Origin of the sequence: Parapusillimonas sp. JC17 (assembly GCF_052180245.1) — a bacterium.
Classification (GTDB): Bacteria; Pseudomonadota; Gammaproteobacteria; order Burkholderiales; family Burkholderiaceae_B; genus Parapusillimonas.
On record NZ_CP197474.1, the window covers coordinates 2,826,090 to 2,849,356 of the forward strand.

General features: G+C 61.6%; 22 protein-coding genes. 15 read left to right on the forward strand and 7 right to left on the reverse strand.

The annotated features are described in order from the left end of the window. The first annotated feature begins 15 nt into the window (after nt 1-15). Both ACSBPU_RS13655 and ACSBPU_RS13660 read left to right on the forward strand, forming a co-directional pair. The gene (locus tag ACSBPU_RS13655; protein WP_442592627.1) at nt 16-984 is read left to right on the forward strand and encodes a Bug family tripartite tricarboxylate transporter substrate binding protein; all 969 of its coding nucleotides are present in this window, start codon (nt 16-18) and stop codon (nt 982-984) included. A 6-nt stretch (nt 985-990) separates the two neighbouring features. Beyond that, the gene (locus tag ACSBPU_RS13660) at nt 991-2,256 is read left to right on the forward strand and encodes an NAD(P)/FAD-dependent oxidoreductase (protein ID WP_442592628.1); all 1,266 of its coding nucleotides are present in this window, start codon (nt 991-993) and stop codon (nt 2,254-2,256) included. Nucleotides 2,257-2,387: 131 nt separating this feature from the next. Here the strand turns inward: ACSBPU_RS13660 and tldD are convergent, their stop codons facing one another. Both tldD and ACSBPU_RS13670 read right to left on the reverse strand, forming a co-directional pair. After that, nucleotides 2,388-3,845 (reverse strand): metalloprotease TldD, encoded by a 1,458-nt coding sequence (gene tldD, locus ACSBPU_RS13665; RefSeq protein ID WP_442592629.1) that lies wholly within the window; start codon nt 3,843-3,845, stop codon nt 2,388-2,390. Nucleotides 3,846-3,871: 26 nt separating this feature from the next. Beyond that, entirely contained in the window at nt 3,872-4,693 is an 822-nt protein-coding gene (locus tag ACSBPU_RS13670) for a carbon-nitrogen hydrolase family protein (RefSeq protein ID WP_442592630.1), read from the reverse strand. Between the two features lie 204 nt (nt 4,694-4,897). On the opposite strand from ACSBPU_RS13670, the gene ACSBPU_RS13675 reads away from it, so the two are divergent. Then, complete coding sequence (locus tag ACSBPU_RS13675) at nt 4,898-5,245, forward strand: H-NS histone family protein (protein ID WP_442592631.1); 348 nt, start codon at nt 4,898-4,900, stop codon at nt 5,243-5,245. A 95-nt stretch (nt 5,246-5,340) separates the two neighbouring features. On the opposite strand, the gene ACSBPU_RS13680 is transcribed toward ACSBPU_RS13675, so the two are convergent. Next, the gene (locus tag ACSBPU_RS13680) at nt 5,341-5,892 is read right to left on the reverse strand and encodes a DUF4136 domain-containing protein (RefSeq protein WP_442592632.1); all 552 of its coding nucleotides are present in this window, start codon (nt 5,890-5,892) and stop codon (nt 5,341-5,343) included. Nucleotides 5,893-6,167: 275 nt separating this feature from the next. On the opposite strand from ACSBPU_RS13680, the gene ACSBPU_RS13685 reads away from it, so the two are divergent. The 3 genes from ACSBPU_RS13685 (at nt 6,168) to ACSBPU_RS13695 (ending at nt 10,498) form a co-directional block, all read left to right on the forward strand. After that, entirely contained in the window at nt 6,168-6,665 is a 498-nt protein-coding gene (locus tag ACSBPU_RS13685) for a GNAT family N-acetyltransferase (protein WP_442592633.1), read from the forward strand. 129 nt (nt 6,666-6,794) lie between these two features. Next, nucleotides 6,795-9,497, forward strand: coding sequence for an aminopeptidase N (pepN, locus tag ACSBPU_RS13690; RefSeq protein WP_442592634.1), 2,703 nt, complete (start codon nt 6,795-6,797; stop codon nt 9,495-9,497). After that, complete coding sequence (locus ACSBPU_RS13695; RefSeq protein WP_442592635.1) at nt 9,494-10,498, forward strand: class 1 fructose-bisphosphatase; 1,005 nt, start codon at nt 9,494-9,496, stop codon at nt 10,496-10,498. The genes pepN and ACSBPU_RS13695 overlap by 4 nt, the downstream gene beginning before the upstream one ends. A 132-nt stretch (nt 10,499-10,630) precedes the next feature. Here ACSBPU_RS13695 and ACSBPU_RS13700 read toward each other — a convergent pair whose 3' ends face one another. After that, entirely contained in the window at nt 10,631-11,617 is a 987-nt protein-coding gene (locus ACSBPU_RS13700) for a quinone oxidoreductase family protein (RefSeq protein ID WP_442592636.1), read from the reverse strand. A 79-nt stretch (nt 11,618-11,696) separates the two neighbouring features. On the opposite strand from ACSBPU_RS13700, the gene ACSBPU_RS13705 reads away from it, so the two are divergent. After that, entirely contained in the window at nt 11,697-12,578 is an 882-nt protein-coding gene (locus ACSBPU_RS13705) for a DMT family transporter (protein ID WP_442592637.1), read from the forward strand. Between the two features lie 66 nt (nt 12,579-12,644). Here ACSBPU_RS13705 and ACSBPU_RS13710 read toward each other — a convergent pair whose 3' ends face one another. After that, nucleotides 12,645-13,712 (reverse strand): tartrate dehydrogenase, encoded by a 1,068-nt coding sequence (locus ACSBPU_RS13710; RefSeq protein ID WP_442592638.1) that lies wholly within the window; start codon nt 13,710-13,712, stop codon nt 12,645-12,647. A 69-nt stretch (nt 13,713-13,781) separates the two neighbouring features. Next, nucleotides 13,782-15,281: a helicase HerA-like C-terminal domain-containing protein gene (locus ACSBPU_RS13715; protein WP_442592639.1), complete on the reverse strand. Its 1,500-nt coding sequence runs from the start codon at nt 15,279-15,281 to the stop codon at nt 13,782-13,784. Between the two features lie 111 nt (nt 15,282-15,392). Here ACSBPU_RS13715 and ACSBPU_RS13720 point away from each other — a divergent pair, with 111 nt between their 5' ends. The 8 genes from ACSBPU_RS13720 (at nt 15,393) to ACSBPU_RS13755 (ending at nt 22,002) form a co-directional block, all read left to right on the forward strand. Beyond that, entirely contained in the window at nt 15,393-16,124 is a 732-nt protein-coding gene (locus tag ACSBPU_RS13720) for a YebC/PmpR family DNA-binding transcriptional regulator (protein WP_442592640.1), read from the forward strand. A 70-nt stretch (nt 16,125-16,194) separates the two neighbouring features. Then, a complete protein-coding gene (gene purD / locus ACSBPU_RS13725) occupies nt 16,195-17,493 on the forward strand; it encodes a phosphoribosylamine--glycine ligase (RefSeq protein WP_442592641.1) in 1,299 nt (432 codons plus the stop codon). A 31-nt stretch (nt 17,494-17,524) separates the two neighbouring features. Continuing rightward, nucleotides 17,525-18,430 (forward strand): oxygen-dependent coproporphyrinogen oxidase, encoded by a 906-nt coding sequence (gene hemF, locus ACSBPU_RS13730; RefSeq protein WP_442592642.1) that lies wholly within the window; start codon nt 17,525-17,527, stop codon nt 18,428-18,430. Continuing rightward, a complete protein-coding gene (gene nadD / locus ACSBPU_RS13735) occupies nt 18,421-19,023 on the forward strand; it encodes a nicotinate (nicotinamide) nucleotide adenylyltransferase (RefSeq protein WP_442592643.1) in 603 nt (200 codons plus the stop codon). The genes hemF and nadD overlap by 10 nt, the downstream gene beginning before the upstream one ends. Before the next feature lie 22 nt (nt 19,024-19,045). Then, nucleotides 19,046-19,450: a ribosome silencing factor gene (gene rsfS, locus ACSBPU_RS13740; protein WP_442592644.1), complete on the forward strand. Its 405-nt coding sequence runs from the start codon at nt 19,046-19,048 to the stop codon at nt 19,448-19,450. Between the two features lie 3 nt (nt 19,451-19,453). Continuing rightward, nucleotides 19,454-19,924, forward strand: coding sequence for a 23S rRNA (pseudouridine(1915)-N(3))-methyltransferase RlmH (gene rlmH, locus ACSBPU_RS13745; protein ID WP_180067894.1), 471 nt, complete (start codon nt 19,454-19,456; stop codon nt 19,922-19,924). A gap of 18 nt (nt 19,925-19,942) precedes the next feature. Further along, nucleotides 19,943-21,397: a pyruvate kinase gene (gene pyk / locus ACSBPU_RS13750; RefSeq protein WP_180067893.1), complete on the forward strand. Its 1,455-nt coding sequence runs from the start codon at nt 19,943-19,945 to the stop codon at nt 21,395-21,397. A gap of 8 nt (nt 21,398-21,405) precedes the next feature. Further along, on the forward strand, nt 21,406-22,002 hold the full coding sequence (locus tag ACSBPU_RS13755; protein ID WP_442592645.1) for a Maf family protein: 597 nt from the start codon (nt 21,406-21,408) through the stop codon (nt 22,000-22,002). Between the two features lie 48 nt (nt 22,003-22,050). Here the strand turns inward: ACSBPU_RS13755 and ACSBPU_RS13760 are convergent, their stop codons facing one another. Then, entirely contained in the window at nt 22,051-23,259 is a 1,209-nt protein-coding gene (locus ACSBPU_RS13760; protein ID WP_442592646.1) for a CaiB/BaiF CoA transferase family protein, read from the reverse strand. Nucleotides 23,260-23,267 lie beyond the last annotated feature (8 nt).

Here is a 23,267-nt window from a genome sequence, read left to right on the forward strand (position 1 = left end):
TAAACGGAGACTCCCATGAACAGCAAGAAACTCAGCAGCTTACTGGCCGGCGTGGCCGTACTTTTTTCTGTCACCGGCACTGCACAGGCCTCGTCCTATCCATCGCATCCCATACGCATTATCGTTCCATATCAGGCGGGCGGCTCGACCGATACGGTGATCCGCCGATTCGCCGAAATGGTATCGCCCAAACTCGGTCAGCCAATCATCATTGAAAACAAGGGTGGCGCGGGCGCGACCATGGGCGCCCGCGAAATCGCCAAGGCCAAACCCGACGGCTACACGCTCGCCATCATCCCCAGCCCTGTATTCCGCCTGCCCCACATACAGAATGCCGGCTACGACCCGCTCAAGGACTTCACCTACATCATGATGCTCAGCGGCTACACCCTGGGCGTTGCGGTCAAGGCGGACTCCCCTTATAAAACCTGGGAAGACTTCGTTACCGCCGCAAAGTCCCGCACGAAGGAAATCACCTACGGCACTGCCAGCGTTGGCAGTGCCTCGAATGTGATGATGGAGCAGATCGCTGAACACTATGGTGTCAAATGGACGCACGTACCCTACCAAGGCGAAACCGGAGTGATCCAGGCGGTCATGGGAGACTTCGTCGACGCCTACGCCGGTTCGTCCACCATCGTACCCATGGTCGAGAGCGGCAAGATGCGCGTGCTGGTGACCTGGGGAGAGAAGCGCAGCGCGATTTATCCGGGTACGCCGACTTTACATGAGCTTGCCTCCGAGATCCCGCCCGTCTATGCGCCCTTTGGCATCGCCGCGCCGAAAGGCATTCCCGGCGACGTCATGACCAAGCTTACCAGTGTATTCGAGGAGGTCGTCAAATCACCGCAGTTCGCAGAAATACTCCAGAAGTATGGTCAGGAGCCGGTCTACTTGAACAGCGCGGACTACGCTGCATATGCTGAAAAGACGTTTGCAGAAGAAGCGGAAATCGTCAAGCAGCTCGGACTGGCAAGCAACTGATCCCATATGGAGCCGTTACAGTCTTTGCCGGTAAAAGTCGACGTCGCCATCGTGGGTGGAGGCATCATCGGTATTTCCACCGCGTACGCCCTCACCCGGGCAGGCGTCTCCGTCGCGGTTTTTGAGAAAGGCACGCTCGCATGCGAGCAATCATCACGCAACTGGGGATGGGTCAGAAGCCTGATGAGAGATATCCCCGAGATACCGCTCGCCCTGCTCGCCAACAAGCGTTGGACCGAGATCCAGCAACAAACGGATGTCGGCTTCCGGCAAAGCGGTATTTTGTACCTGGCCCGCACGTCGGGTGAATTGAACGATTATCGCTTATGGCTGGACAAGGCGAAGCCCTTGGGCGTCGACGCCGTCTTGCTCGATCGCGGCGGCGTCTCGGCCCACTTGCCCGAAGCCAAAGAGAACTGGATCGGCGGCTTGTATAGCCAAGGCGATGGCGTCGCCGAACCCGGCCTCGCGACACAGGGGATCGCCGAACTCGCTCGCCGCCACGGAGCGCGCATCTACGAACACTGCGCGGTAAGGGCCGTAGGCAGACAAGAGTCCGGCGTTTCGACGATACATACCGAGCATGGAACACTGGCGGCAAATGCGGTGCTGGTAGCCGGAGGGGCTTGGTCACGGCTGTTTTGCGGGAATCTGGGCATCTCCCTTCCACAGCTCAAGGTACGCGCTTCTGTGCTCAGCACCTTCCCCGTCACTCCACCTTTGGATATCGCTGTCAATGGACGCGATTTCACCTGCCGCCCACGAGCCGATGGCGGATACACTGTCTCGCAATTCAACGCCTCGTATACCGATATCGTGCCTGACAGCTTTCGCTTGTTCCGGCAGTTTCTGCCTGCCTGGATAAAAAACAATGGGCTAGTGAAGCTTCGACTCGGCAAAGCTTTCTTTCGCGAAATGTCGATCAGGCGCCGATTTGGTTCGGATGACATCAGTCCGTTTGAAGAGCACCGTGTCCTTGATCCTGGCCCCATGCAGTCGGCGCTGAAATCGTCCCTGAAAAAACTGGCACAAGTATTTCCGGCTTTTGAAGTGGCAGAGGTGCAGCGCATGTGGGGAGGATATATAGATGTGACACCCGATGCTTTGCCTATCATATCGCCGGTTACAGGACACGCAGGACTGTACATTGCGACGGGGTTCTCCGGCCATGGATTCGGAATCGGTCCGGCCGTAGGGGAAATGGCCGCGAGAATGGTGTTAAACCAAAATCCAGAGATTGATCTCACACCATTTCGGCTATCCAGATTTTGACCGACGTGGGGTCAGACCCCGTACGGGGTCTGACCCCTCACGCAAAAGAAAACAGGGTCAGACCCCGCATGGGGTCTGACCCTTGGTCGAAATGAAGCAGGGGTCAGACCCGGCGGGTCTGACCCCATGAATCAGGCGGTGCCACCGACGGTGAGCCCCTCCATGCGAACCGTGGGCATGCCGACGCCGACAGGGACGCTTTGGCCTTCCTTGCCGCAGGTTCCGACGCCGGGATCAAGGCGCATGTCGTCGCCGATCATGCTGACACGGTTCATGGCATCCGGGCCGTTGCCGATCAGTGTCGCGCCCTTGACGGGATAGGTGACCTTGCCGTTCTCGATCATGTAGGCTTCGGACGCGGAAAATACGAACTTGCCGCTGGTGATGTCCACCTGGCCGCCGCCGAAGTTCACCGCGTACAAGCCCTTTTTCACCGAGGAAATGATGTCGGCAGGCGCGTGCGAACCAGCCAGCATGTAAGTGTTGGTCATGCGAGGCATGGGCAGGTGCGCATAGGATTCGCGGCGCCCGTTGCCGGTGACGGCCATTTTCATCAAGCGCGCGTTCATGGAATCCTGGATATAACCCTTGAGGATGCCGTCTTCGATCAGCACATTGCGCTGCGATGGATTGCCCTCGTCGTCGATATTGAGCGACCCGCGTCGATCGGCGATGGTTCCGTCGTCCACCACGGTGACCCCCTTGGAGGCCACACGTTCGCCGATCCGGCCGGAAAACACACTGGACCCCTTGCGATTGAAATCGCCCTCGAGCCCGTGGCCGACCGCCTCGTGCAGCAGAATGCCGGGCCAGCCGGACCCCAGGACAACCGTCATTTCACCGGCGGGCGCGGGCCGGGCCTCGAGATTCGTAAGGGCCTCGTGCACTGCACGGTCGACATAGGACCGGAGTATATCGTCGGTGAAATAGGCCAGGCTGCATCGCCCGCCTCCGCCGCCGTGGCCCATTTCGCGCCGGCCATTGCGTTCGGCGATGACAGTCAGGGACAAGCGGACGAGTGGCCGAACATCGGCGGCCAGCCGGCCATCGCTACCGGCCACCATAATGACGTCGTACTCCGCACCCAGGCCCGCCATGACCTGGATGATGTGCGGGTCCGCGGCGCGCGCCATGGCTTCGATGCGCTCCAGCAGCGCGACTTTCTCGGGTGCCGACAGCGTGTTGACGGGGTCGATCGCGGGATACAGCGACCGGCCCGGCGCCGGCTCTCCGGTGAGCACTTTCTGCCGTCCGGCGCCGCGGCGGGCAATGGTGCGCACGGTGCGCGCGGAAGACAGCAGCGCGTCGGGCGTCAGCGCGTCCGAATAGGCGAACGCCGTCTTTTCCCCGCTGATTGCCCGCACGCCCACACCCTGCTCGATAGAAAAGCTTCCGGTCTTGACGATGCCCTCTTCCAGGCTCCAGCCTTCGCTGCGGGTATATTGGAAATACAAGTCTGCATAATCGACTTTATGCGTGAAGATCTCGCCGAGGGCACGCGCCATGTGCGATTCGTCCAGCCCCCAAGGGTCGAGCAAAACCGATTTGGCCGTAGCCAGGGCGTTGATGGCAGGATCAGCTATTTTCATGAATCAGGATACCGTATGAATGTTGATTACATCGTGCGATGCTTGAGCGCAGGCAGGGAAGTCCGCACATCGGCAATACGCTGGGGATCGACGGTTCCGCAGATATGACCGGGACCTTCCTCCAGGCATTCCACGATCTCGCCCCAAGGGTCTATTAAAACAGAATGCCCCCAGGTCCGACGGCCCGTTTCGTGCTTGCCGCCCTGCGCCGCCGCCAGCACGTAGCATTGGTTCTCGATGGCCCGTGCTCGCAGCAGGATCTCCCAGTGGGCCGAACCGGTCGTATAGGTGAACGCCGCGGGAAGCACGATGAGATCGAGCTCGCCCATGGCGCGGAAAAATTCCGGAAAACGCAGGTCATAGCAGACGGACAGCCCCACGCGGCCGAACGGCGCATCGAATACCTGGGGCTTGTTTTCCCCGGGCCTGATGGAGATGGACTCGTCATACGATTCGTCACCCTTGCGGAAACCGAACAGATGGATCTTGTCGTAGCGAGCCACCTGTTTTCCAGCGGGATCGTAGACCAGGCATGCATTATAGATGCGGTCCTTTTCCTCGTTATCAAGGGGCAGCGTGCCACCTACGAGCCAGACGCCGTGCTCGCGGGCCTGCCCCGCCAGGAAATCCTGTATAAGCCCGCTGCCCGGCGGCTCTTTGATGGCGAGCTTGTCGGCGTCGCGCCGCCCCATGAAGCAGAAATACTCGGGAAGCGCAATCAACCGGGCGCCATCCCGGGCGGCCGAAGCGATGAGATCCGCCGCTTGGCGCAGGTTTTCCTCGACACTGCTGGAAGACACCGTTTGAATGGCGGCAACGCGAAATGAATTATTCGTCATATTATTCATGGTGATCATGGAACATTATGGTGTCCGTCTTTAAAGAACGGGATTTACTTCTTCATACATATAGCCGAGTCAAGGAATCGATACGACTACGTTAAAATAACTGCGCATTATTAAAATAACTGCGCATTAATAAATATAAATGCCGTATATGGCGAATGGCCTCATCCACATATACGCGTATTCAACATAAAACGGAAGCGTCCAATGGCCCAAAGCTCATACACCACCATAAAGCAGAAAATCGAAAAAGAAATACTCAAGCTTCAGAAGCAGGCGCAGGCCCTGCGTGGCCCGGTGATAACATCGCTCATCAAGACCATGCGCGAGTACGATATCACGCCCGACGACATCGCCGCCGCCTATGCCAGGAAAAACACGCGCGGCGGGGCGAAAAAAGCGGCTCCTGCGGCAGCGGGCGCCAAACGCAGCGTGCCTGTGAAATACAAGCATCCTGAAACTGGCGAAAGCTGGACCGGGCGCGGCAAAGCCCCTCGCTGGCTGACCTCTGCCGAAGCCGAGGGCGCCAGCCGCGACTCCTTCCTGGTCAAGTAAACATTTGGAAACGACGCGCGCCGGGCCACCCCGTGGCCGTCGCCACGGTGCGCCTTCCGCCTCACCGGCGCAAAGGCGTCATTGCCGGACGGCCCTCAGCGCATCCTGTCATAGGTGACCTCGCGCGTCTGGCCGTTATTTCCCGGGAAATCATCGAATACGGCCCGTGCCAAATAGGGCATGATCTGTATCAGCCTGTCGTCGGTGCTGTTATGCACGGCGCTCGACCGATAGACCTCGGCCTTGTTATTGCTGTTGTCCTTGATAATCACGGTGAGCGCATTCTTATATACGGTCACCGGCACATCCCTGGGATAACTGCTCATGAATATGCCGCCGCCCCAGCCGCCGCCATAAAAGCCGCCGAAAGCCGGGCCGAATCCCCAGCCGTCATTCAGATAATAATCATCGTATGTGCGAACCCAGGTTTGAGTAGCGGGATTCCCATATTCGATCGAAACAATGAAACGGGCCGCTCCGGCTGACGGCGCCTCCACCAGGCCGATGGGACCGATCGACGCCCGGACCATGTCGGCAACCGTCTGAAACTCAAGATTATTGACCTGCGTGGGCGCCGGTTCGATCCGATAGCTTGCGCCTTGCGCATTGGCCGGCCATTGCTGGAAACTGGTTACGCTTGCGGACAAAGTCGAAGCGCAACCACTTACCAATACGGCAGCCGTCAGAACGAGGGAAGCGCGCCATGCACCCTTTCCATATTGCTGTAATCTGTTCCACATAAGACCCCCGTGTGTATGCTGAAACCGGACGGAGCAGCGCACGCCATTTTATCCAAAGCGCGCGCCTCAACCTATAGGATAAGACCACGGCGGCGGCTCAAAGGTTTCATATCGGTAAAAATTGCTGCGGTTGTACAATGGCCCGACGGGGCGGCATGCCCCGCAATCCGTAGCACTGATCCATGGCACCGAACATTGAAATAAAAGCCGCCGAACTACCCCAAGACCTCTCCGTTGTCAGGGAACTGTTCCGCGAGTACGCCGAAAGCCTGGATATCGACCTGGGCTTCCAGGATTTCGAAGCCGAATTATCAGCCCTGCCGGGGAAATACGCCGCTCCCGCAGGGCGGCTGCTCCTTGCCTGGACCGGCACGGATGCAGTTGGCTGCGTCGCCTTGCGCCCCATTGACGAAAACACCAGCGAAATGAAACGTTTATACGTAAAGCCGGAAATGCGCGGCACTCGCCTGGGGAGCCGGCTCGCCGCACACATTTGCCAGGAAGCGCGCCGCGCCGGATATTCACGCATCTGTCTCGACACCCTTCCGACCATGTCGGCTGCCGTCAGGCTTTATACGTCGCTGGGATTCAAGCCTACGGAGCCCTACGTGTTCAACCCCATTCCGGGCGCCCTGTTCCTCGCCCTGGATCTGCATTCGCAGGACGGCAAGGAATCATAGCGGGCCCGCCGCCCGAAAAAAATCCCGATGGCCTTTGGAGCAAGACGGCGGCGCCATTCCACTTTGCGGTCGCCAGATCGGTCGTAGACACTACAATAGAGCGTCGAGAATCCATTTCTGTCCAATGCCATGCGTACCGATACCGCGCCTACCATTTCGCGTCACGATTATCAGCCTTATCCATACCGGCTGCCTCATGTAAAGCTCAGCCTCGATCTTGATCCCGCCCGCACTCGCGTGCATGCGCAATTGAATTTCGAAAGCACATCCGCCAGCCGGCAAGCATTGATACTCAACGGCCAGGATCTCGAACTCGAGTCCATCGCGATCGACGGCCGGCCCCTGGCCGCCGAAGAATACCTGCTGCAGGCCGAGACGCTCACCGTCTACCCGAAGACGGAACGCTTCACACTGGATATCGTCAGCGTTTGCAGACCCGAGGAGAATTCCAGCCTCATGGGGCTGTATGTGTCGGGCAACCATTTGTTCACCCAGTGCGAGGCCGAGGGCTTTCGCCGGATCACATGGTTCCCGGACCGCCCGGACGTCATGTCACAATATGAAGTCGTTCTGCGCGCCGACAAGCAAACATACCCCTTGCTGCTGTCCAACGGCAATTTGCTCGCACAGCGCGATCTTCCCGATGGACGCCATGAAGCGCACTGGGAGGACCCGCATCCCAAGCCCAGCTACCTGTTCGCCGTCGTGGCGGGCGATTTCGACTGTCGCGAAGAACATGCGCAAACGCAAAGCGGACGCGACACCTTGCTTCAGGTCTACAGCGACCGGGGCTCGTTCGGAAAAACGCAATGGGCCCTGGACAGCCTGCGCCGCTCGCTCGAATGGGACGAGCGCCGCTTCGGCCTCGAACTGGACCTGGACCGTTTCATGATCGTGGCGGCACGCGACTTCAACATGGGCGCAATGGAGAACAAGGGGCTCAACGTCTTCAATTCGTCCTATGTGCTCGCTGACAAGGACACCGCCACCGACGCCGCGTACCGGGCGATCGAGGCAGTCATCGGGCACGAATACTTCCATAACTGGACGGGCAACCGGGTCACTTGCCGAGACTGGTTTCAGTTGTCGCTCAAGGAAGGCCTCACGGTGTTCCGCGACCAGGAATTTTCCGCGGACATGCTGGCGCACGGCCTCTCGGGCGCCGAAGCCGCCAGCGCGCGAGCCGTGAAGCGCATCGATGACGTCAGCATGCTGCGCATCGCCCAGTTTCCCGAAGACGCCGGCCCCATGGCTCACCCCATCCGTCCGGAAAGCTATCAGGAGATCGGCAATTTCTACACGGCGACCGTGTACGAGAAAGGCGCCGAGGTCATCCGCATGCAGCATACGCTTCTTGGCGAAGAGGGATTCCGAGCGGGAATGGACGAGTATTTCCGCCGTCACGACGGCCAGGCCGTCACTTGCGACGATTTCGTCAACGCGATGGAGTCGGTGTATGTGCGGAAGTACCCCGGCAGGAAGCTCGACATCTTCCGACGCTGGTACGCCCAGGCGGGCACGCCCAGGGTTGCCGTCACCATGCGCTACGACGCCGATGCCCGAAGCTGCGCCGTCACGCTCGCCCAGCGATGCGACCCGGTCGGCATCGAGAAGCTGCAGGATCCTCCCGCCGAAAAACCGCCTTTGCATATCCCGTTCGCCCTGGGCATGCTGGACCGGAATGGCGCGCCACTGGCACCCGAACTGGACGGCACCGCTCAGGACACCGTCCTGCTCGAACTGCGCGATGCGCAGCAGACATGGATATTCAACAATATTCCCGATCGCCCTGTGCTGTCGCTGCTGCGTAATTTTTCAGCGCCGGTCATCGTCGAATACGACCGCCCGGACACCGAGCTGATGTTGCTGGCCCGCCATGACACCGATCCGTTCGCCCGCTGGGAAGCCGGCCAGGAACTGGCCACCCGCCGGCTGCTGGCCATGGTCGACGCGCTGCGCCAGGACCAAGCCCCGGCGGCGGACGAGGCGCTGCTCGATACCTGGCGGCACTTGCTGGTTGATGCGACGCTGACACCCGCCTATAAGGCGCGTGTCCTGAGCCTGCCCGCCGAAAAAGAGCTGCTCGAGAAAACCTCGCCCATGGACCCGATACACGTGGTTCAGGCGCGGCGCCTGCTGCGTGCGCAATTGGGCGAAGCTCTGGCTGCCGAATGGCTGTCCGCTTATCGCTCGGCGCCGGATGACGGCGACTACAGCCCGGATCCTTTATCGGCGGGCCTGCGCTCGCTGAAGAACCTCGCGCTGTCCATGCTGATGGCGGGGGCGCATCCACAGGCCGAAGCCCTTGCACTCCAGCAGTATGAAGACGCCGGCAACATGACGACCCGGATGGGCGCCCTGTCCGCCCTGGTCCATCATTCGAAATCCGCGGAATGCGCCCAGGCGCTCAGCCACTTCTACGAGCAATGGCAGCACGATCCGCTGGTCATGGACAAATGGTTCACCCTGCAAGCGACAGCGCCCGGCACAACGGTGGAAACGGTGCGCGCACTGATGCTGCATCCGGCTTTTTCGCTGCGCAACCCGAACCGGGCCCGCTCGCTGATTTTCCAGTTCTGCATGAACAACCTGGAAGGCGTGCATAATGCCGACGGTTATGCCTTCTGGGCCGAGCAAGTGATCGCGCTGGATGCCTTGAACCCCGAGATCGCCGCCAGGCTTGCGCGTGCCTTCGACAACTGGGCGCGCTTCGCCGAACCTCAGCGCAGCGCCATGCAGTCGGCGCTGCGACACATACAAGACCAGGAAAAATTATCGCGCAACGTCGCGGAAATCATCACCAAAGCCCTAGCTGTCGGAGTAAAAAAATGACACGAAAAACGCTTACCCAGTATCTGGTGGAGCAACAGCGCCGAAAGCAGGCGGTATCCGCCGAGGTACGCCTGCTCATCGAAATCGTCGCCCGGGCCTGCAAGGCCATCGGGCATGCCGTGAGCAAAGGCGCCCTTGGCGGCGTGCTTGGCAGCCTGGACAGCGAAAACGTGCAAGGCGAGGTCCAGAAGAAGCTCGATGTGCTCTCCAACGAGATCCTGCTCGAAGCCAATGAGTGGGGCGGCCACCTGGCGGGCATGGCGTCCGAGGAGATGGAGACCATACACCTGATTCCCAACCGCTATCCGAAGGGCGAGCACCTGCTGCTGTTCGATCCCCTGGACGGCTCCTCGAACATCGACGTCAACGTTTCCATCGGCACCATCTTCTCGGTGCTGCGCGCGCCGCACCATGCCTCGGGCCGCGACATCGAGGAAGCGGACTTCCTTCAGCCAGGCAGCCAGCAGGTTGCGGCCGGTTACGCCGTGTACGGGCCGCAAACGATGCTGGTGCTGACCGTCGGCAACGGCGTGGTCGGCTTCACGCTCGACCGCGAGATGGGTTCATGGGTGCTCACCCACGAAGACATCCAGATTCCGCAACAGACCGCGGAGTTCGCCATCAACATGTCCAACATGCGCCACTGGGAGGCACCCGTCAAGCGCTATATAGACGACTGCCTGGCCGGCAAGACCGGCCCGCTGGGCAAAGACTACAACATGCGCTGGATCGCCTCGATGGTGGCGGACGTGCACCGCATCCTGACGCGCGGGGGCATATTCATGTACCCGCGCGATGAACGCCCATCCGGCAAGAAAGGCAAGCTGCGCCTAATGTACGAAGCCAATCCCATGAGCTTCATCGTGGAACAGGCCGGCGGCGCGGCCACCGATGGCTCGGAGCGCATTCTGGACCTCCACCCGGAGGCCCTGCACCAGCGCGTAGGCGTGGTGCTGGGCTCGAAGGAAGAAGTCGAACGCGTCAAGAAGTACCACGCCTAAGGGTTCGCCCAAGGGGTCAGACCCCGTACGGGGTCTGACCCCACGCCCAATGAAAAAGGGTCAGACCCCGCAGGGGTCTGACCCTATGTCCAATGCGGGGTCTGACCCTGCCGAGGCAGACCCCGCAAGACATTAGTCCAGCGTGAGTATGGTCGCGCCGGTGGTCTTGCGGCCGGCGAGCGCGGTCTGGGCTTCGCCGGCGTCGGCCAGAGCAAAGCGCTGGCCGATGTTGATGCTGATTTTCTTCTTGGACACCAGTCCGAAGAGTTCATCCGCCGACGCCTGCATTTTCTCGAGTGTCGCCACGTGCGCGCCCAAGGACGGACGGGTCACGAACAGCGATCCCTTGCTGGCCAGAATGCCGAGATTGACGCCCTCGACCGGGCCTGAAGCGTTACCGAAGCTGACCATGAGGCCGCGCGGTTCGAGGCAGTCCAGGGAAGTGAGCCAGGTGTCCTTGCCCACGCCGTCATAGACCACAGGCACCTTCTTGCCGTCGGTGAGCTCTTTGACGCGCTCCACGACGTTTTCCTTGCTGTAGTCGATGACTTCCCATGCACCGTTTGCCTTGGCGAGCGCCGCCTTTTCGGGTGTGGATGCCGTGCCGATGAGCTTGACGCCCAAGGCTTTGGCCCATTGGCAGGCAATCAGGCCTACTCCCCCGGCCGCCGCGTGGAACAGGATGGTTTCCCCGCCTTGCAGGCGATAGGTCTGACGGAACAGGTACTGAACGGTCAGCCCCTTCAGCATGAGCGCCGCGGCCTGCTCGAAACTGACATTGCGAGGAATCTTGACAACCTGGTTGGCAGGGACATTGCGCGCTTCGGCGTAGGCGCCCAGCGGGCTTTGCCCATAGGCGACACGATCGCCGACCTTCAGATGCTTGACGCCGCTGCCGACCGCTTCGACTACGCCCGAGGCTTCAAAGCCCAGGCCGTGCGGCAGCGGATGCGGATAAAGCCCCGTGCGGAAATAGATGTCGATAAAATTCAGGCCCACCGCCTTTTGGCGTATAGTTACTTCGCTGTCCTGCGGCGCGGGCACGTCCACCGTTACCAGTTTCAGTACCTCTGGACCACCGTGCTCCTCGATGCGTATTGCTTTCACCTGCGTTTTCAAGACCGACTCCTTGCAAGAAAATTGCTTGTCCGATAATGCGGCTAGTTTAAATCGTAAATGCGACTCTGTATCTGAAAATATGAATCGTCAACGTGCACTTTTTGCGATTCATGTCGCGGCCGTATTGTTTGGCCTGACGGGCATCTTCGGCGAACTCATCAATTCCGACGCCACCGTCATCACCGCCGGCAGAGCCGGCTTTGCATTCGCCGCCCTGTATCTGTTCATGCGCTTTCAGGGTGCATCCATCCTGCATGGCATCAATCTGCGCAACCTGGCCGTGCTCGCCCTGGCCGGCGCCATGCTCGCCACCCATTGGGTGACTTTCTTCATTTCGGTGAAGGTGTCGGGCGTGGCCATCGCCACCCTGGGATTCGCAAGCTTCCCGGCATTCATCACATTATGTGAACGGCTGGTCTTCAAGGAGCGGGTCAGCGCCCAGGAATGGCTGATCGTGGGCCTGGTCACCCTGGGCCTGGTCCTGGTGACGCCCTCCATCGATCTTCGGGATGATGCCACGATCGGACTAGGCTGGGCCGTGCTTTCGGGTCTGACCTTCGCGCTGTTCACCCTCATCAATCGGCGCGCGGCGGGCCATCTGCCCGCGCAGCAAGTGGCCTGCTGGGAAAACCTGTTCGTGGCAATGCTTACGCTGCCGTTTTCATTTCCCGCCATCACGCACATTCAGGCGCTGGACTGGTTCTGGGTCGCCTTGCTGGGCATACTGTGCACGGCGCTGTCGCATTACCTGCTTGTGGCCAGCCTGAGCGTGCTGAACGCGCGCAGCGCCGGCATCGTGATCGCCCTGGAGCCCGTTTATGCCATTTTCTTTGCGGCCGTCCTGTTTGCGCAATACCCCTCGACGCGCGCCCTGATCGGGGGCGCCCTGATGATCAGCGCCATCGTGTGGTCGGGCTTGCGCAAAACCCAGCGCAAGCCTGCAAGCAGCGCCCCGCACTAGAGGCTGTCAACGCCCGAGGCGGGGTCAGACCCCGTACAGGGTCTGACCCCTCGCTTGCTGATCGGATCAGGCCGCCGCCACGAGTTCGGCGATTGCCTTGCCGACTTCGCTCGTGCTTGCGGAGCCGCCCATGTCGGGCGTGCGCGGCCCGTTCTCGAGCACGGTCTCTATGGCCTTGACGACACTCGCGGCCACATCGGGATAACCAAGGAATTCGAGCATCATCGCGCCGCTCCAGATTTGCCCGATGGGATTGGCGATGCCCTTGCCGTAGATGTCGGGAGCCGAGCCGTGCACGGGCTCGAACAGCGATGGAAACTTGCGGTCCGGATTCAGGTTCGCCGAAGGCGCGATGCCTATGGTGCCCGTGCACGCCGGGCCCAGGTCGGAAAGAATGTCGCCGAACAGGTTGGATGCCACGACCACATCGAACCAGTCTGGATGCTGCACGAAATGCGCGCAGAGGATATCGATATGGTATTTGTCCCAGCGTACGTCGGGATACTGGGCAGCCATCTCGGCAACGCGTTCATCCCACCATGGCATCGAAATGGAAATGCCGTTGGACTTGGTTGCCGCGGTAAGATGCTTGCCCCGCTTTTGTGCAAGATCGAAGGCGAACTTCAGCACCCTGTCGGCGCCCACACGCGTGAATACGCTTTCCTGAATGACGACTTCCCGTTCGGTGCCCTCGAAGAGACGGCCGCCGCTGTTGGAGTATTCGCCTTCGGTGTTTTCGCGCACGATGTAGAAATCGATGTCGCCCGGCTTGCGGTCCGCCAATGGAGATCGTACGCCCGGCATCAGACGCACGGGACGCAGATTGATGTACTGGTCGAACTCCCGACGAAACTTGAAGAGGGATTCCCAAAGCGCGACATGGTCCGGCACCGTGGCCGGCCATCCTATGGCGCCGAAGAAAATCGCCTCGTGCCCGCCAATGCGGGTCTTCCAGTCCTCGGGCATCATGCGCCCATGTTTGGCGTAGTAGTCGCAGCTCCAGTCCAGCGTATCCCATTCGAACTGTATGCCATGGCGGCCGGCAGCGGCCTCGAGCACCCGGAGCCCTTCCGGCATGACTTCCTTGCCGATGCCGTCTCCGGCAATCACCGCGATCTTATGCTTGTTCAACATGCGTTTCCTCACCTCTCTTGAAATAACGAGACGGGCCCACGCCCGCCTGATTCTTGATTATTGCCTTGATCAACGTTTGCCGACCAGCGAACCCAATACCCCGCGCAGCAGCTTGGTTGCGGAACTGCGTATGGCGCTCTTGACGGCCGATTGCACGACGCCATCCCGGCGGCCTCCGCGCGGGCCCGTGGAACCGAACAGAAAGTCGTTGACCGAGCCGAGCAGCCCGCCGTCGTCCCCGTTTGCCGCGGTGCCTTTGCCCGCCGACGCCGCGGCCGACCGCGCGGCCTCTTCCGCCCGCTTTTGCAGGATTTCGTAGGCGAATTCACGATCTATGGATTGCTCGTACTTTCCGGCAAGCAGGGAGCCCGACCGTATCGCCTGTCGCTCGGACTGTGATGCGGGGCCGATGCGGCTGCCGGGTGCGACCATCCAGACCCGTTCAGTGATGCAGGGCCGCCCTTTTTCATCCAGCATGGATACCAGTGCCTCGCCCACGCCCAGCTCCGTGATCGCGGCCTCGATGTCGAGCCCGGGATTCGGGCGCATGGTCTGCGCCGCCGTCTTGACGGCCTTCTGGTCGCGCGGCGTAAAGGCGCGCAGGGCATGCTGGACGCGATTGCCCAGCTGCCCCAGCACCGTATCGGGAATGTCCAGCGGATTCTGCGTGACGAAATAGACGCCCACGCCCTTGGAGCGTACAAGCCTGACCACCTGTTCGATTTTCTCGAGCAGGATCCTGGGGGCATCATTGAACAGCAGATGCGCCTCGTCGAAGAAGAAAACGAACTTGGGTTTGTCGGGGTCTCCGATCTCCGGCAGGCGTTCGTACAGGTCGGACAGCAGCCACAACAGGAAAACGGCATACAGCCGGGGCGACTGCATGAGCTTGTCGGCCGCCAGCACGTTCACGACGCCCCGGCCGTTCGCATCGATGCGGATCATGTCGAAGACGTCGAGCATGGGTTCGCCGAAGTATTGCTCCGCGCCCTGGCCCTCCAGGCGCAGCAGGCTGCGCTGTATCGCCCCGATGGAAGCCGAGGACACGTTGCCGTAGCGGACACGGAGTTCGGCAGCGCGATCCGCCACGTTCTGCAGCATGGCGCGCAGGTCTTTCAGGTCGAGAATCAATTGGCCTTCGTCGTCGGCCACCTTGAAGACCAGGCTCAGCACGCCTTCCTGCGTGTCATTCAGTTCCAGCATGCGCGCCAGCAGCAGCGGCCCCATGTCGGATACCGTGGCGCGCACGGGATGCCCTTGTTCGCCGAATATGTCCCAAAGCACCACAGGACTGCCGCCCCAGGCCGGCTCGGGCAGGCCCAGCTTGGCGAGCCGTTCCTGAAGCTTGGGGCTGGGCTCCGCCGCCTGGGAGATACCGGTCAGGTCGCCTTTCACGTCGGCCACGAAAACCGGCGTGCCCATGCGTGAAAAGGCTTCGGCGAGCACTTGCAGCGTAACCGTCTTGCCCGTGCCGGTTGCGCCGGTGATGCAGCCATGGCGATTGGCCAATTGCGGCAGGAGTACGCATTCTGCATGCGCGTTCTTTGCGATGACGACGGGATCGGCCATATTTTCCATACACTGCGGACAGGACTGAAATCGGAAGCCCAAGTGTAATTCGATGCCCGCCGTTCTGCACGCGCTAAAATGGCTACTTTACCTTTGATTTGATGAGACTTTATGGCCGGTCACAGTAAATGGGCGAACATCCAGCACCGAAAAGGTCGCCAAGACGCGAAGCGGGGCAAGCTCTGGACAAAAATCATTCGTGAAATCACCGTCGCGGCGCGCGCCGGCGGCGCGGATCCGGACGCCAACCCACGTCTGCGCATGGCCTGGGACAAAGCCACCGCAGCCAACATGCCCAAGGACAACGTCCAGCGCGCCATCCAGCGCGGCGCCGGAGGGGCCGATGGCGCAAACTATGAAGAAGTTCGCTACGAAGGCTACGGCGCCGGCGGCGCGGCGGTCATCGTCGACTGCATGACCGACAACCGCACCCGTACCGTGGCGGAAGTGCGCCACGCGCTCAGCAAGCATGGCGGCAACCTGGGCCAGGAAGGCTCGGTGGCGTTCATGTTCAAGCATTGCGGCCAATTCCTGTTCGCGCCCGGCACACCCGAGGAAAAAGTCATGGAAGTCGCGCTCGAAGCCGGGGCGGAAGACATCCAGACCGACGAGGAAGGCGTGATCGAAGTCATCTCCGCACCGGCGGAATACGCAGCGCTGAAGACGGCATTCGAAGAAGCGGGGCTCGTTCCTGAAGTCCAGGGCGTCATCATGAAGGCCCTGAACGAAACAGAACTGACCGGCGAGGACGCTGAAAAAACGCAGAAGATGCTCGACGTGCTCGAAGGCCTGGACGACGTCCAGGAGGTTTACACTACCGCCGTCTTCGACGAAGCCCAGTAGCACGTCCGCGCCCCGGCCCGACACCCATCCATACAACTTTGCCCCGCAAGGGGCCATCAAGCTCGAATCTATGAAACTTCTCGTTATCGGCGGCGGCGGCCGTGAACATGCTCTCGCGTGGCGCCTGGCCCAGTCTCCCCGGGTCCAAACCGTATTTGTCGCGCCCGGCAACGGCGGCACCGCCACTCACGCCCAGATGCGGAACATCGCCATCACCTCGGTCGACGAGCTTGTAAAATTCGCCCAGTCCGAAAAAATCGCCTTTACCGTTGTTGGCCCCGAAGCACCGCTTGCCGCCGGCGTGGTCGACGCATTCCGCGCCGCCGGCCTGAAGATCTTCGGTCCCACCAAGGAAGCGGCCCAGCTGGAAAGCTCCAAGGACTATGCCAAGGCTTTCATGGTCCGCCACAGCATTCCTACCGCCGCCTATCAAACCTTCACCGATCCGGCGCCGGCCAAGGACTACATCGCGCAACAGGGCGCACCCATTGTCGTCAAGGCCGACGGCCTGGCCGCCGGCAAAGGCGTCGTCGTCGCTGAAACCGTGGAAGAAGCCCAGCGCGCCATCGACATGATGCTGGGCGACGGCACTTTCGGCGAGGCGGGCGCCCGCGTCGTCATCGAAGAATGCCTGCAAGGCGAAGAGGCCAGCTTCATCGTCATGTGCGACGGCCAGCACACGCTGGCGCTGGCCACCAGCCAGGACCACAAGCGACTGAAGGACGGCGACCAGGGTCCCAATACCGGCGGCATGGGCGCATATTCGCCCGCCCCCATCATCACGCCCGCGCTGCATAACCGCATCATGCGCGAAGTCATCCAGCCGACCATCGCAGGCATGGCCAAAGACGGCCTGCCCTATACCGGCTTCCTGTACGCCGGCCTGATGATCGGCCAAGGCGCCGATGCGAGCCGCCCGCTCAAAGTGCTGGAATTCAATTGCCGCATGGGCGATCCCGAAACCCAGCCCATCATGATGCGGATCAAAAGCGATCTTACCCATGTGTTCGAACTCGCGATCGCCGGCAAGCTGGACCAGGCCGATATCGAGTGGGATCGCCGCACGGCGTTGGGCGTCGTCATGGCTGCCAAGAACTATCCCGACACTCCGCGCACGGGCGATGCCATCGAGCGACTGGCGCAGGACACCGACGAGTGCGTCACCTTCCACGCCGGCACCCGCCTCGAGGACGGCGTGCTCAAGACCTCGGGCGGCCGCGTGCTGTGCGTCACCGTCCTGGCGGACTCCGTGAAACGGGCGCAGGCTTCGGCCTACGCCGCCATCGCCCAGACCCATTTCGACGGACAGCAATACCGCAGCGATATCGGCTGGCGCGCCGTGTCCGCCACGGGCGGATCCTCTGCCTGAAAGCGGATTCCTTCTCAATACAAGGACCACTATGACCGTTCCAATTTCAGTCGCCTACGATTATTTTCTCGACCTGCAGTCGCGGATCGTACGAGCTCTCGAAGAGGCTGACGGCAGCGAGTTCAACACCGACCAATGGACGCGCGACGAAGGCGGAGGCGGCCTGTCGCGCTATCTGGAAGGCGGGCCGCTGTTCGAGCGGGCGGGCGTACTGTTCAGCCATGTGCGTGGCAAAACGCTGCCGCCATCGGCAAGCGCGCACCGCAGCGAACTGGCGGGAAGGTCGTGGGAAGCCATGGGCGTGTCCATGGTCTTGCATCCGCGCAATCCGTACGTCCCTACCACGCACATGAACGTTCGCCTGTTCGTGGCGCACGCGCCGCATGACGGCGGGGCCGACGTATTCTGGTTTGGCGGCGGCCTCGATCTGACGCCCTACTACCCTTTCGAAGAGGATGCGCGCCATTTCCACCAGACATGCCACGATGCGCTTCAGCCTTTCGGCCCTGAGAAGTATCCGGCTTACAAAAAATGGTGCGACGAGTACTTCTATCTTAAGCACCGCAAGGAAACGCGCGGCATAGGCGGCATTTTCTTCGACGACCTGAACGAGGGCGGCTTCGATCACAGCTTCGCCTTGACGCGCGCGGTGGGCGACTGCTTCCTGAACGCTTACATGCCCATCGTGGAAAAGCGCCGGGGCACCGAGTACACCGAAAGGCAGCGCGACTTCCAGGCCTATCGTCGCGGGCGCTACGTGGAGTTCAACCTGGTGCTCGATCGGGGCACCCTGTTCGGGCTCCAGTCGGGTGGCCGCACGGAGTCCATTCTTCTTTCCATGCCGCCCACCGCCAACTGGCGCTATTGCTGGACACCCAAAGAAAACTCGGCCGAAGCCGAACTCTACGATTACCTGAAGCCGCGCGAATGGCTATAAAGATCGGCCTGCTGGGTGGTAGCTTCGATCCCGTCCATCTCGCGCATGTCGCCTTGGCGGAAGCGGCCTGGCAGGCGCTGGAACTGGACAAGGTCGAACTCGTACCCGCCGCCGATCCCTGGCAAAGACGCCCGTTGGCCGCCAGCGCGCCGCACCGGCTCGCGATGCTGGAGATCGCCATCCGGCGCCGGCCTCGCCTGGCGGTCAACGACGTCGAAATACGCCGGGGCGGGAAGACCTACACCGTGGACACGCTGCGCCAACTTTCCCGCGGTCCCGAGTATTATTGGATATTGGGTTCCGATCAACTGGCCAATTTCTGCTCATGGCACGACTGGCGGGAAGTTTCCCGGCTGGCCCGGCTGGTCGTGGCCCAGAGGCCGGGCAGCACGCTGGAGCCGCCGCCGGCATTGCAGACTCACCTTGAAATCTTGGGGCGACGGCTGGCCATCCTGCCGTTCAAACCGCAAACCATCTCGTCCACCCAGGTACGCGAACGCCTGGCCACGGGACAATCCACCAGCGGCATGCTGGATGCCGAGGTCGCCGAGTACATACGGCGTCACGGGCTATACAGCGCCGCCGACGTTTAACGACACGATAAAACACCACTCTATGGATATTCAAAAAATGCAACGCCTGGTCATCGACGCGCTGGAAGACGTCAAGGCGCTGGACATCAAGGTGTTCAACACCTCCCACATCACCGGTCTCTTCGACCGCGTCATCATCGCCAGCGGCAGCTCCAACCGCCAGACACGGTCGATTGCATCCAACGTCGCGAACAAGGCTCGCGAGCACAAGATTCCCATCATCGCGTACGAAGGCGAGGACACCGGGGAATGGGTGCTGATCGACCTGGGCGACATCGTCGTACATTGCATGCAGCCCGAAGTCCGGCTGTACTACAACCTGGAAGAAATATGGGGAGGCAAGCCGGTGCGCGTCAAGTTGCTGCCCCAGTCGACGCAGCCCTACATGCCTTCGGCCTTCAACTACAGCGACGACGATGACGCCTGAGCCATGAAGCTTATCGTCGTCGCCGTTGGCGTCCGCATGCCGGACTGGGTGGAAACCGGCTGGAAGGAATACGCCCGCCGGCTGCCCGGCGACTGTCCGCTGGAGCTTAAGGAAATCAAGCCCGAACCGCGAACGTCGGGAAAAACGGCCGCCCAGATGATGCAGGCCGAGGCCCGGCGTATCGAAGCCGCCATCCCGCCCGGCGCGCTGCGCATCGCCCTGGACGAGCACGGCAAGGACATCAGCACCATGGCGCTCGCCCGGGAGCTTGAAAATTGGCGCGCGAGCGGGCAGGATATCGTTTTCCTGATTGGTGGTCCGGACGGCCTGGATGCCGAGCTCAAGCGCAGCTGCCATGGCAAGCTGCGGCTGTCATCGCTGACGCTGCCGCACCCGATGGTGCGCGTGCTGCTGGCGGAGCAGCTGTATCGCGCCTGGTCCATCATGACAGGCCACCCCTATCACCGCGCATAAGCGCAGGAGCCTCCATCAATGAGTCCAACCAACGCGCCGCGGCGCCGCACGAAAATCGTCGCAACGCTCGGACCCGCCAGCAGCAGCCCCGACAGCATCGAAGCGCTCATTCTCGCGGGCATGGACGTGGCCCGGCTGAACTTTTCGCACGGCAGCGCCGACGACCACCGCAGCCGCGCCGAGCTGGTGCGCAGCCTTGCCGAACGGCATGGCCGGTTCGTGGCGATCATGGGCGACCTGCAGGGGCCGAAGATACGCATTGCGCGCTTCAAGAACCAGGCGGTGGTGCTGAAGGTCGGACAGCGCTTCACGCTTTCCAATCAACACCCCTCCGGCGAAGGCGATGAGACCATCGTCGGTATCGACTACCCCAGCCTGGTTCAGGACTGCCATCCCGGCGACGAGCTCCTGCTCGACGACGGCCGGGTGGTGCTGTCCGTCGATACCGTCGAGGAACACGCGGTACACACCACGGTCACCGTGGGGGGGCCGCTTTCTAACAACAAGGGCATCAATCGCCGCGGCGGCGGCATCTCGGCCCCCAGCCTCACCGACAAGGACCGCGAAGACATCAAGCTGGCCGCCGAGCTGGACATGGACTACATCGCCGTCTCGTTTCCCCGGTATGGCAGCGATATCCAGGAAGCGCGCAAGCTCGTCCAGGAAGCGGGAAGCAAAGCCTGGATCATTGCCAAGATCGAACGCGCCGAAGCAGTGGCGGACGACCGTGCGCTGGATGCCATCATCAAGGTCAGCGACGGCGTCATGGTCGCCCGAGGCGACCTCGGCGTCGAGATCGGCGACGCCCGGCTGGTGGGCATCCAAAAACGCATCATCCAGCACGCCCGCACACACAACAAGCTGGTGATCACGGCAACGCAGATGATGGAATCCATGGTGGGTAGCCCCATGCCAACCCGCGCCGAGGTCTCCGACGTCGCCAATGCGGTGCTCGACTACACCGACGCCGTCATGCTTTCCGCCGAGACCGCTTCGGGCCAATATCCCGTCGACGCCGTCAAGGCCATGGCCCGCGTCTGCCTGGGCGCCGAACAGGAACCCACCACCACCCGCTCCGGCCACCGTCTCGGGGAAACCTTCTCGCGCTGCGACGAAACCATCGCCCTCTCGGCGATGTATGCCGCCAACCATTTCCCCGGCATCAAGGCCATCATCAGCCTCACCGAAAGCGGCCATACGCCGCTGATCATGTCGCGCATCCGTTCAGGCGTGCCCATTTACTGCTATACGCGGCATCCCCGCACGCAGCGGCGGGCCGCCATGTTCCGCGGCGTCTACACCGTGCCTTTCGATGCCGCCAAGATCGATCCCGCAGAGGTCAGCGACCAGGCCATCGATCGCCTGAAGACGCAGGCGCTACTGCGCAAGGGCGACTGGATCATCCTCACAAAAGGGGATTTCTACAGCAACAGCGGCGGAACCAACGGGATGAAGATCCTCAAAGTGAAATAGGGGCGCGCATGAGCTTTCCAAGCATTTATCTCGCCTCCGGCAGCCCACGGCGCCATGAGATCCTGCTGCAGATGGGCGTCGACCACGACGTCCTCAATATACCGGCCCCGCCGGGCGAAGACGAACCCTGGCTGCCGGGCGAAGATGCTGCTGTCTATGTCAGGCGGACCGCGCGGGAAAAGGCCATTCGCGCCCGTGCCTGGGTGGCTGTGCAACACGCCTCCGTCGACGCGAATCGACCGATACTCACGGCCGATACCACCGTGATCCTGGAAGGCGATATCCTGGGCAAGCCTGACGATGAACAGCATGCCTGGCAATTGCTTGCCCGCCTGTCGGGCACCACGCACGCCGTGCACACCGCCGTCGTGCTGTCCGCGGGCGAGCGCTTGCTCGAAGACGTCTCCATCACGGAGGTCCGTTTCAAGACGCTGACCGATGCCGAGATCCATGACTATTGCGCCAGCGGCGAACCCATGGGCAAGGCCGGCGCCTATGGAATACAAGGGAAAGCGGGCATGTTCATCGAGCACATATCCGGCAGCTATACGGGCGTCATGGGGCTACCGATGTTCGAGACGGCAAGGCTGCTGCGTCGGCTCTGACGGCAGTTTGGAGGGGTCAGACCCCGTACGGGGTCTGACCCCATCGCATCACTCCACCGCCCCCGCCTTGAACAAGGCATCGATTTCCGCGTCACCGTAACCATACTCGCGCAGCAGCTCGCGCGTATGTTCGCCCAGCATCGGCGCCGGCCGGGTGATCTGTGTGGGCGTGCGTGAAAAATGGATGGGGCATCCCAGCGCCCGCGTCTTGCCGGCTTGCGGATGGTCCAGCTCCAGCACCATGTTGCGTGCCAACGCCTGTGGATGCGTCAATGCCTGCCCTATCGTGTGCACCGGACCCACTGGAACACCCGCCCGGTCGAAAGCCTCCAGCCAATGGCTTTGATCATGCTGCGACAGCACCGCTTCCATTTCCACGGTGAGAGTCGCCAGATTCTCCATGCGGGCCGTATTGGTGGAAAATCGCGGATCGTCGCGCCATTCCGGATGGCCGAGGACCTCGGCGATGCGCTCCCAGTTCGCCTGGTTGGCGCCTCCGATATTGATCCAGCCGTCCAGGGTCCTGAAAGCCTGATACGGCGCGGCAAGCAGGTGCGCCGAACCGGTCGGCCCCGGTGACTCGCCGGTCGCGAAGAACATGGCCGCATGCCAATAGGTCTGCTGCATCGCGGCCTCCATGAGCGAAGTATCCACCACCTGCCCTTCACCGGTGCGCAATTTGTGCGCATACGCGGCGGCGATGCCCAGGGCGGCCAGTATGCCGGCATTGGTGTCGGCGATGGAGTTTCCCGTCTTGACCGGCGGGCCGCCCGGCTCGCCGGTGATCGACATGATCCCGGAGAATCCCTGGGCGATGAGGTCGAAGCCGCCTTTGTCGCCGTATGGGCCGTCGCGGCCATAGCCCGATACCGCGCAGTAGATCAGGCCCGGGTTGATGCGCGACAGGACCTCATCGTAGCCGAGGCCCAGCTTCTCCAACGTGCCGCGACGGTAGTTTTCCGTCAGGACATCCGCCTTCTCGACCATGCGCAGCAGGATTTCCCTGCCCTGCTCGGTCTTGAGATTGAGCGCAATGCCTCGCTTGTTGCGGTTCAGGATCATGAAGGGCGCGGACACACCGTTGACGCGAGGCTCTTTGTAGCCGCGGGAATCGTCCCCGCCGGGCAGCTTTTCCACCTTGATGACGTCTGCCCCCATGTCGGCCAGCATCATCCCGCAGGTCGGCCCGGCCATGATCTGCGCGAGCTCGAGCACGCGCATGCCGCTCAGCGGACCTGTATGTTTCGATTTCGTCATTCTTCGAC

Bases quoted from the DNA above. Each gene is read 5' to 3' on its own strand.
- pepN (WP_442592634.1), top strand. From the start codon at position 6,795: ATGCGTACCGATACCGCGCCTACCATTTCGCGTCACGATTATCAGCCT.
- ACSBPU_RS13670 (WP_442592630.1), bottom strand. From the start codon at position 4,693: ATGAATAATATGACGAATAATTCATTTCGCGTTGCCGCCATTCAAACG.
- rlmH (WP_180067894.1), top strand. From the start codon at position 19,454: ATGAAGCTTATCGTCGTCGCCGTTGGCGTCCGCATGCCGGACTGGGTG.
- nadD (WP_442592643.1), top strand. From the start codon at position 18,421: ATGGCTATAAAGATCGGCCTGCTGGGTGGTAGCTTCGATCCCGTCCAT.
- ACSBPU_RS13760 (WP_442592646.1), bottom strand. From the start codon at position 23,259: ATGACGAAATCGAAACATACAGGTCCGCTGAGCGGCATGCGCGTGCTC.
- ACSBPU_RS13710 (WP_442592638.1), bottom strand. From the start codon at position 13,712: ATGTTGAACAAGCATAAGATCGCGGTGATTGCCGGAGACGGCATCGGC.
- ACSBPU_RS13655 (WP_442592627.1), top strand. From the start codon at position 16: ATGAACAGCAAGAAACTCAGCAGCTTACTGGCCGGCGTGGCCGTACTT.
- hemF (WP_442592642.1), top strand. From the start codon at position 17,525: ATGACCGTTCCAATTTCAGTCGCCTACGATTATTTTCTCGACCTGCAG.
- ACSBPU_RS13675 (WP_442592631.1), top strand. From the start codon at position 4,898: ATGGCCCAAAGCTCATACACCACCATAAAGCAGAAAATCGAAAAAGAA.
- ACSBPU_RS13755 (WP_442592645.1), top strand. From the start codon at position 21,406: ATGAGCTTTCCAAGCATTTATCTCGCCTCCGGCAGCCCACGGCGCCAT.
- ACSBPU_RS13695 (WP_442592635.1), top strand. From the start codon at position 9,494: ATGACACGAAAAACGCTTACCCAGTATCTGGTGGAGCAACAGCGCCGA.
- purD (WP_442592641.1), top strand. From the start codon at position 16,195: ATGAAACTTCTCGTTATCGGCGGCGGCGGCCGTGAACATGCTCTCGCG.
- ACSBPU_RS13705 (WP_442592637.1), top strand. From the start codon at position 11,697: ATGAATCGTCAACGTGCACTTTTTGCGATTCATGTCGCGGCCGTATTG.
- rsfS (WP_442592644.1), top strand. From the start codon at position 19,046: ATGGATATTCAAAAAATGCAACGCCTGGTCATCGACGCGCTGGAAGAC.
- pyk (WP_180067893.1), top strand. From the start codon at position 19,943: ATGAGTCCAACCAACGCGCCGCGGCGCCGCACGAAAATCGTCGCAACG.
- ACSBPU_RS13685 (WP_442592633.1), top strand. From the start codon at position 6,168: ATGGCACCGAACATTGAAATAAAAGCCGCCGAACTACCCCAAGACCTC.
- tldD (WP_442592629.1), bottom strand. From the start codon at position 3,845: ATGAAAATAGCTGATCCTGCCATCAACGCCCTGGCTACGGCCAAATCG.
- ACSBPU_RS13720 (WP_442592640.1), top strand. From the start codon at position 15,393: ATGGCCGGTCACAGTAAATGGGCGAACATCCAGCACCGAAAAGGTCGC.
- ACSBPU_RS13660 (WP_442592628.1), top strand. From the start codon at position 991: ATGGAGCCGTTACAGTCTTTGCCGGTAAAAGTCGACGTCGCCATCGTG.
- ACSBPU_RS13715 (WP_442592639.1), bottom strand. From the start codon at position 15,281: ATGGCCGATCCCGTCGTCATCGCAAAGAACGCGCATGCAGAATGCGTA.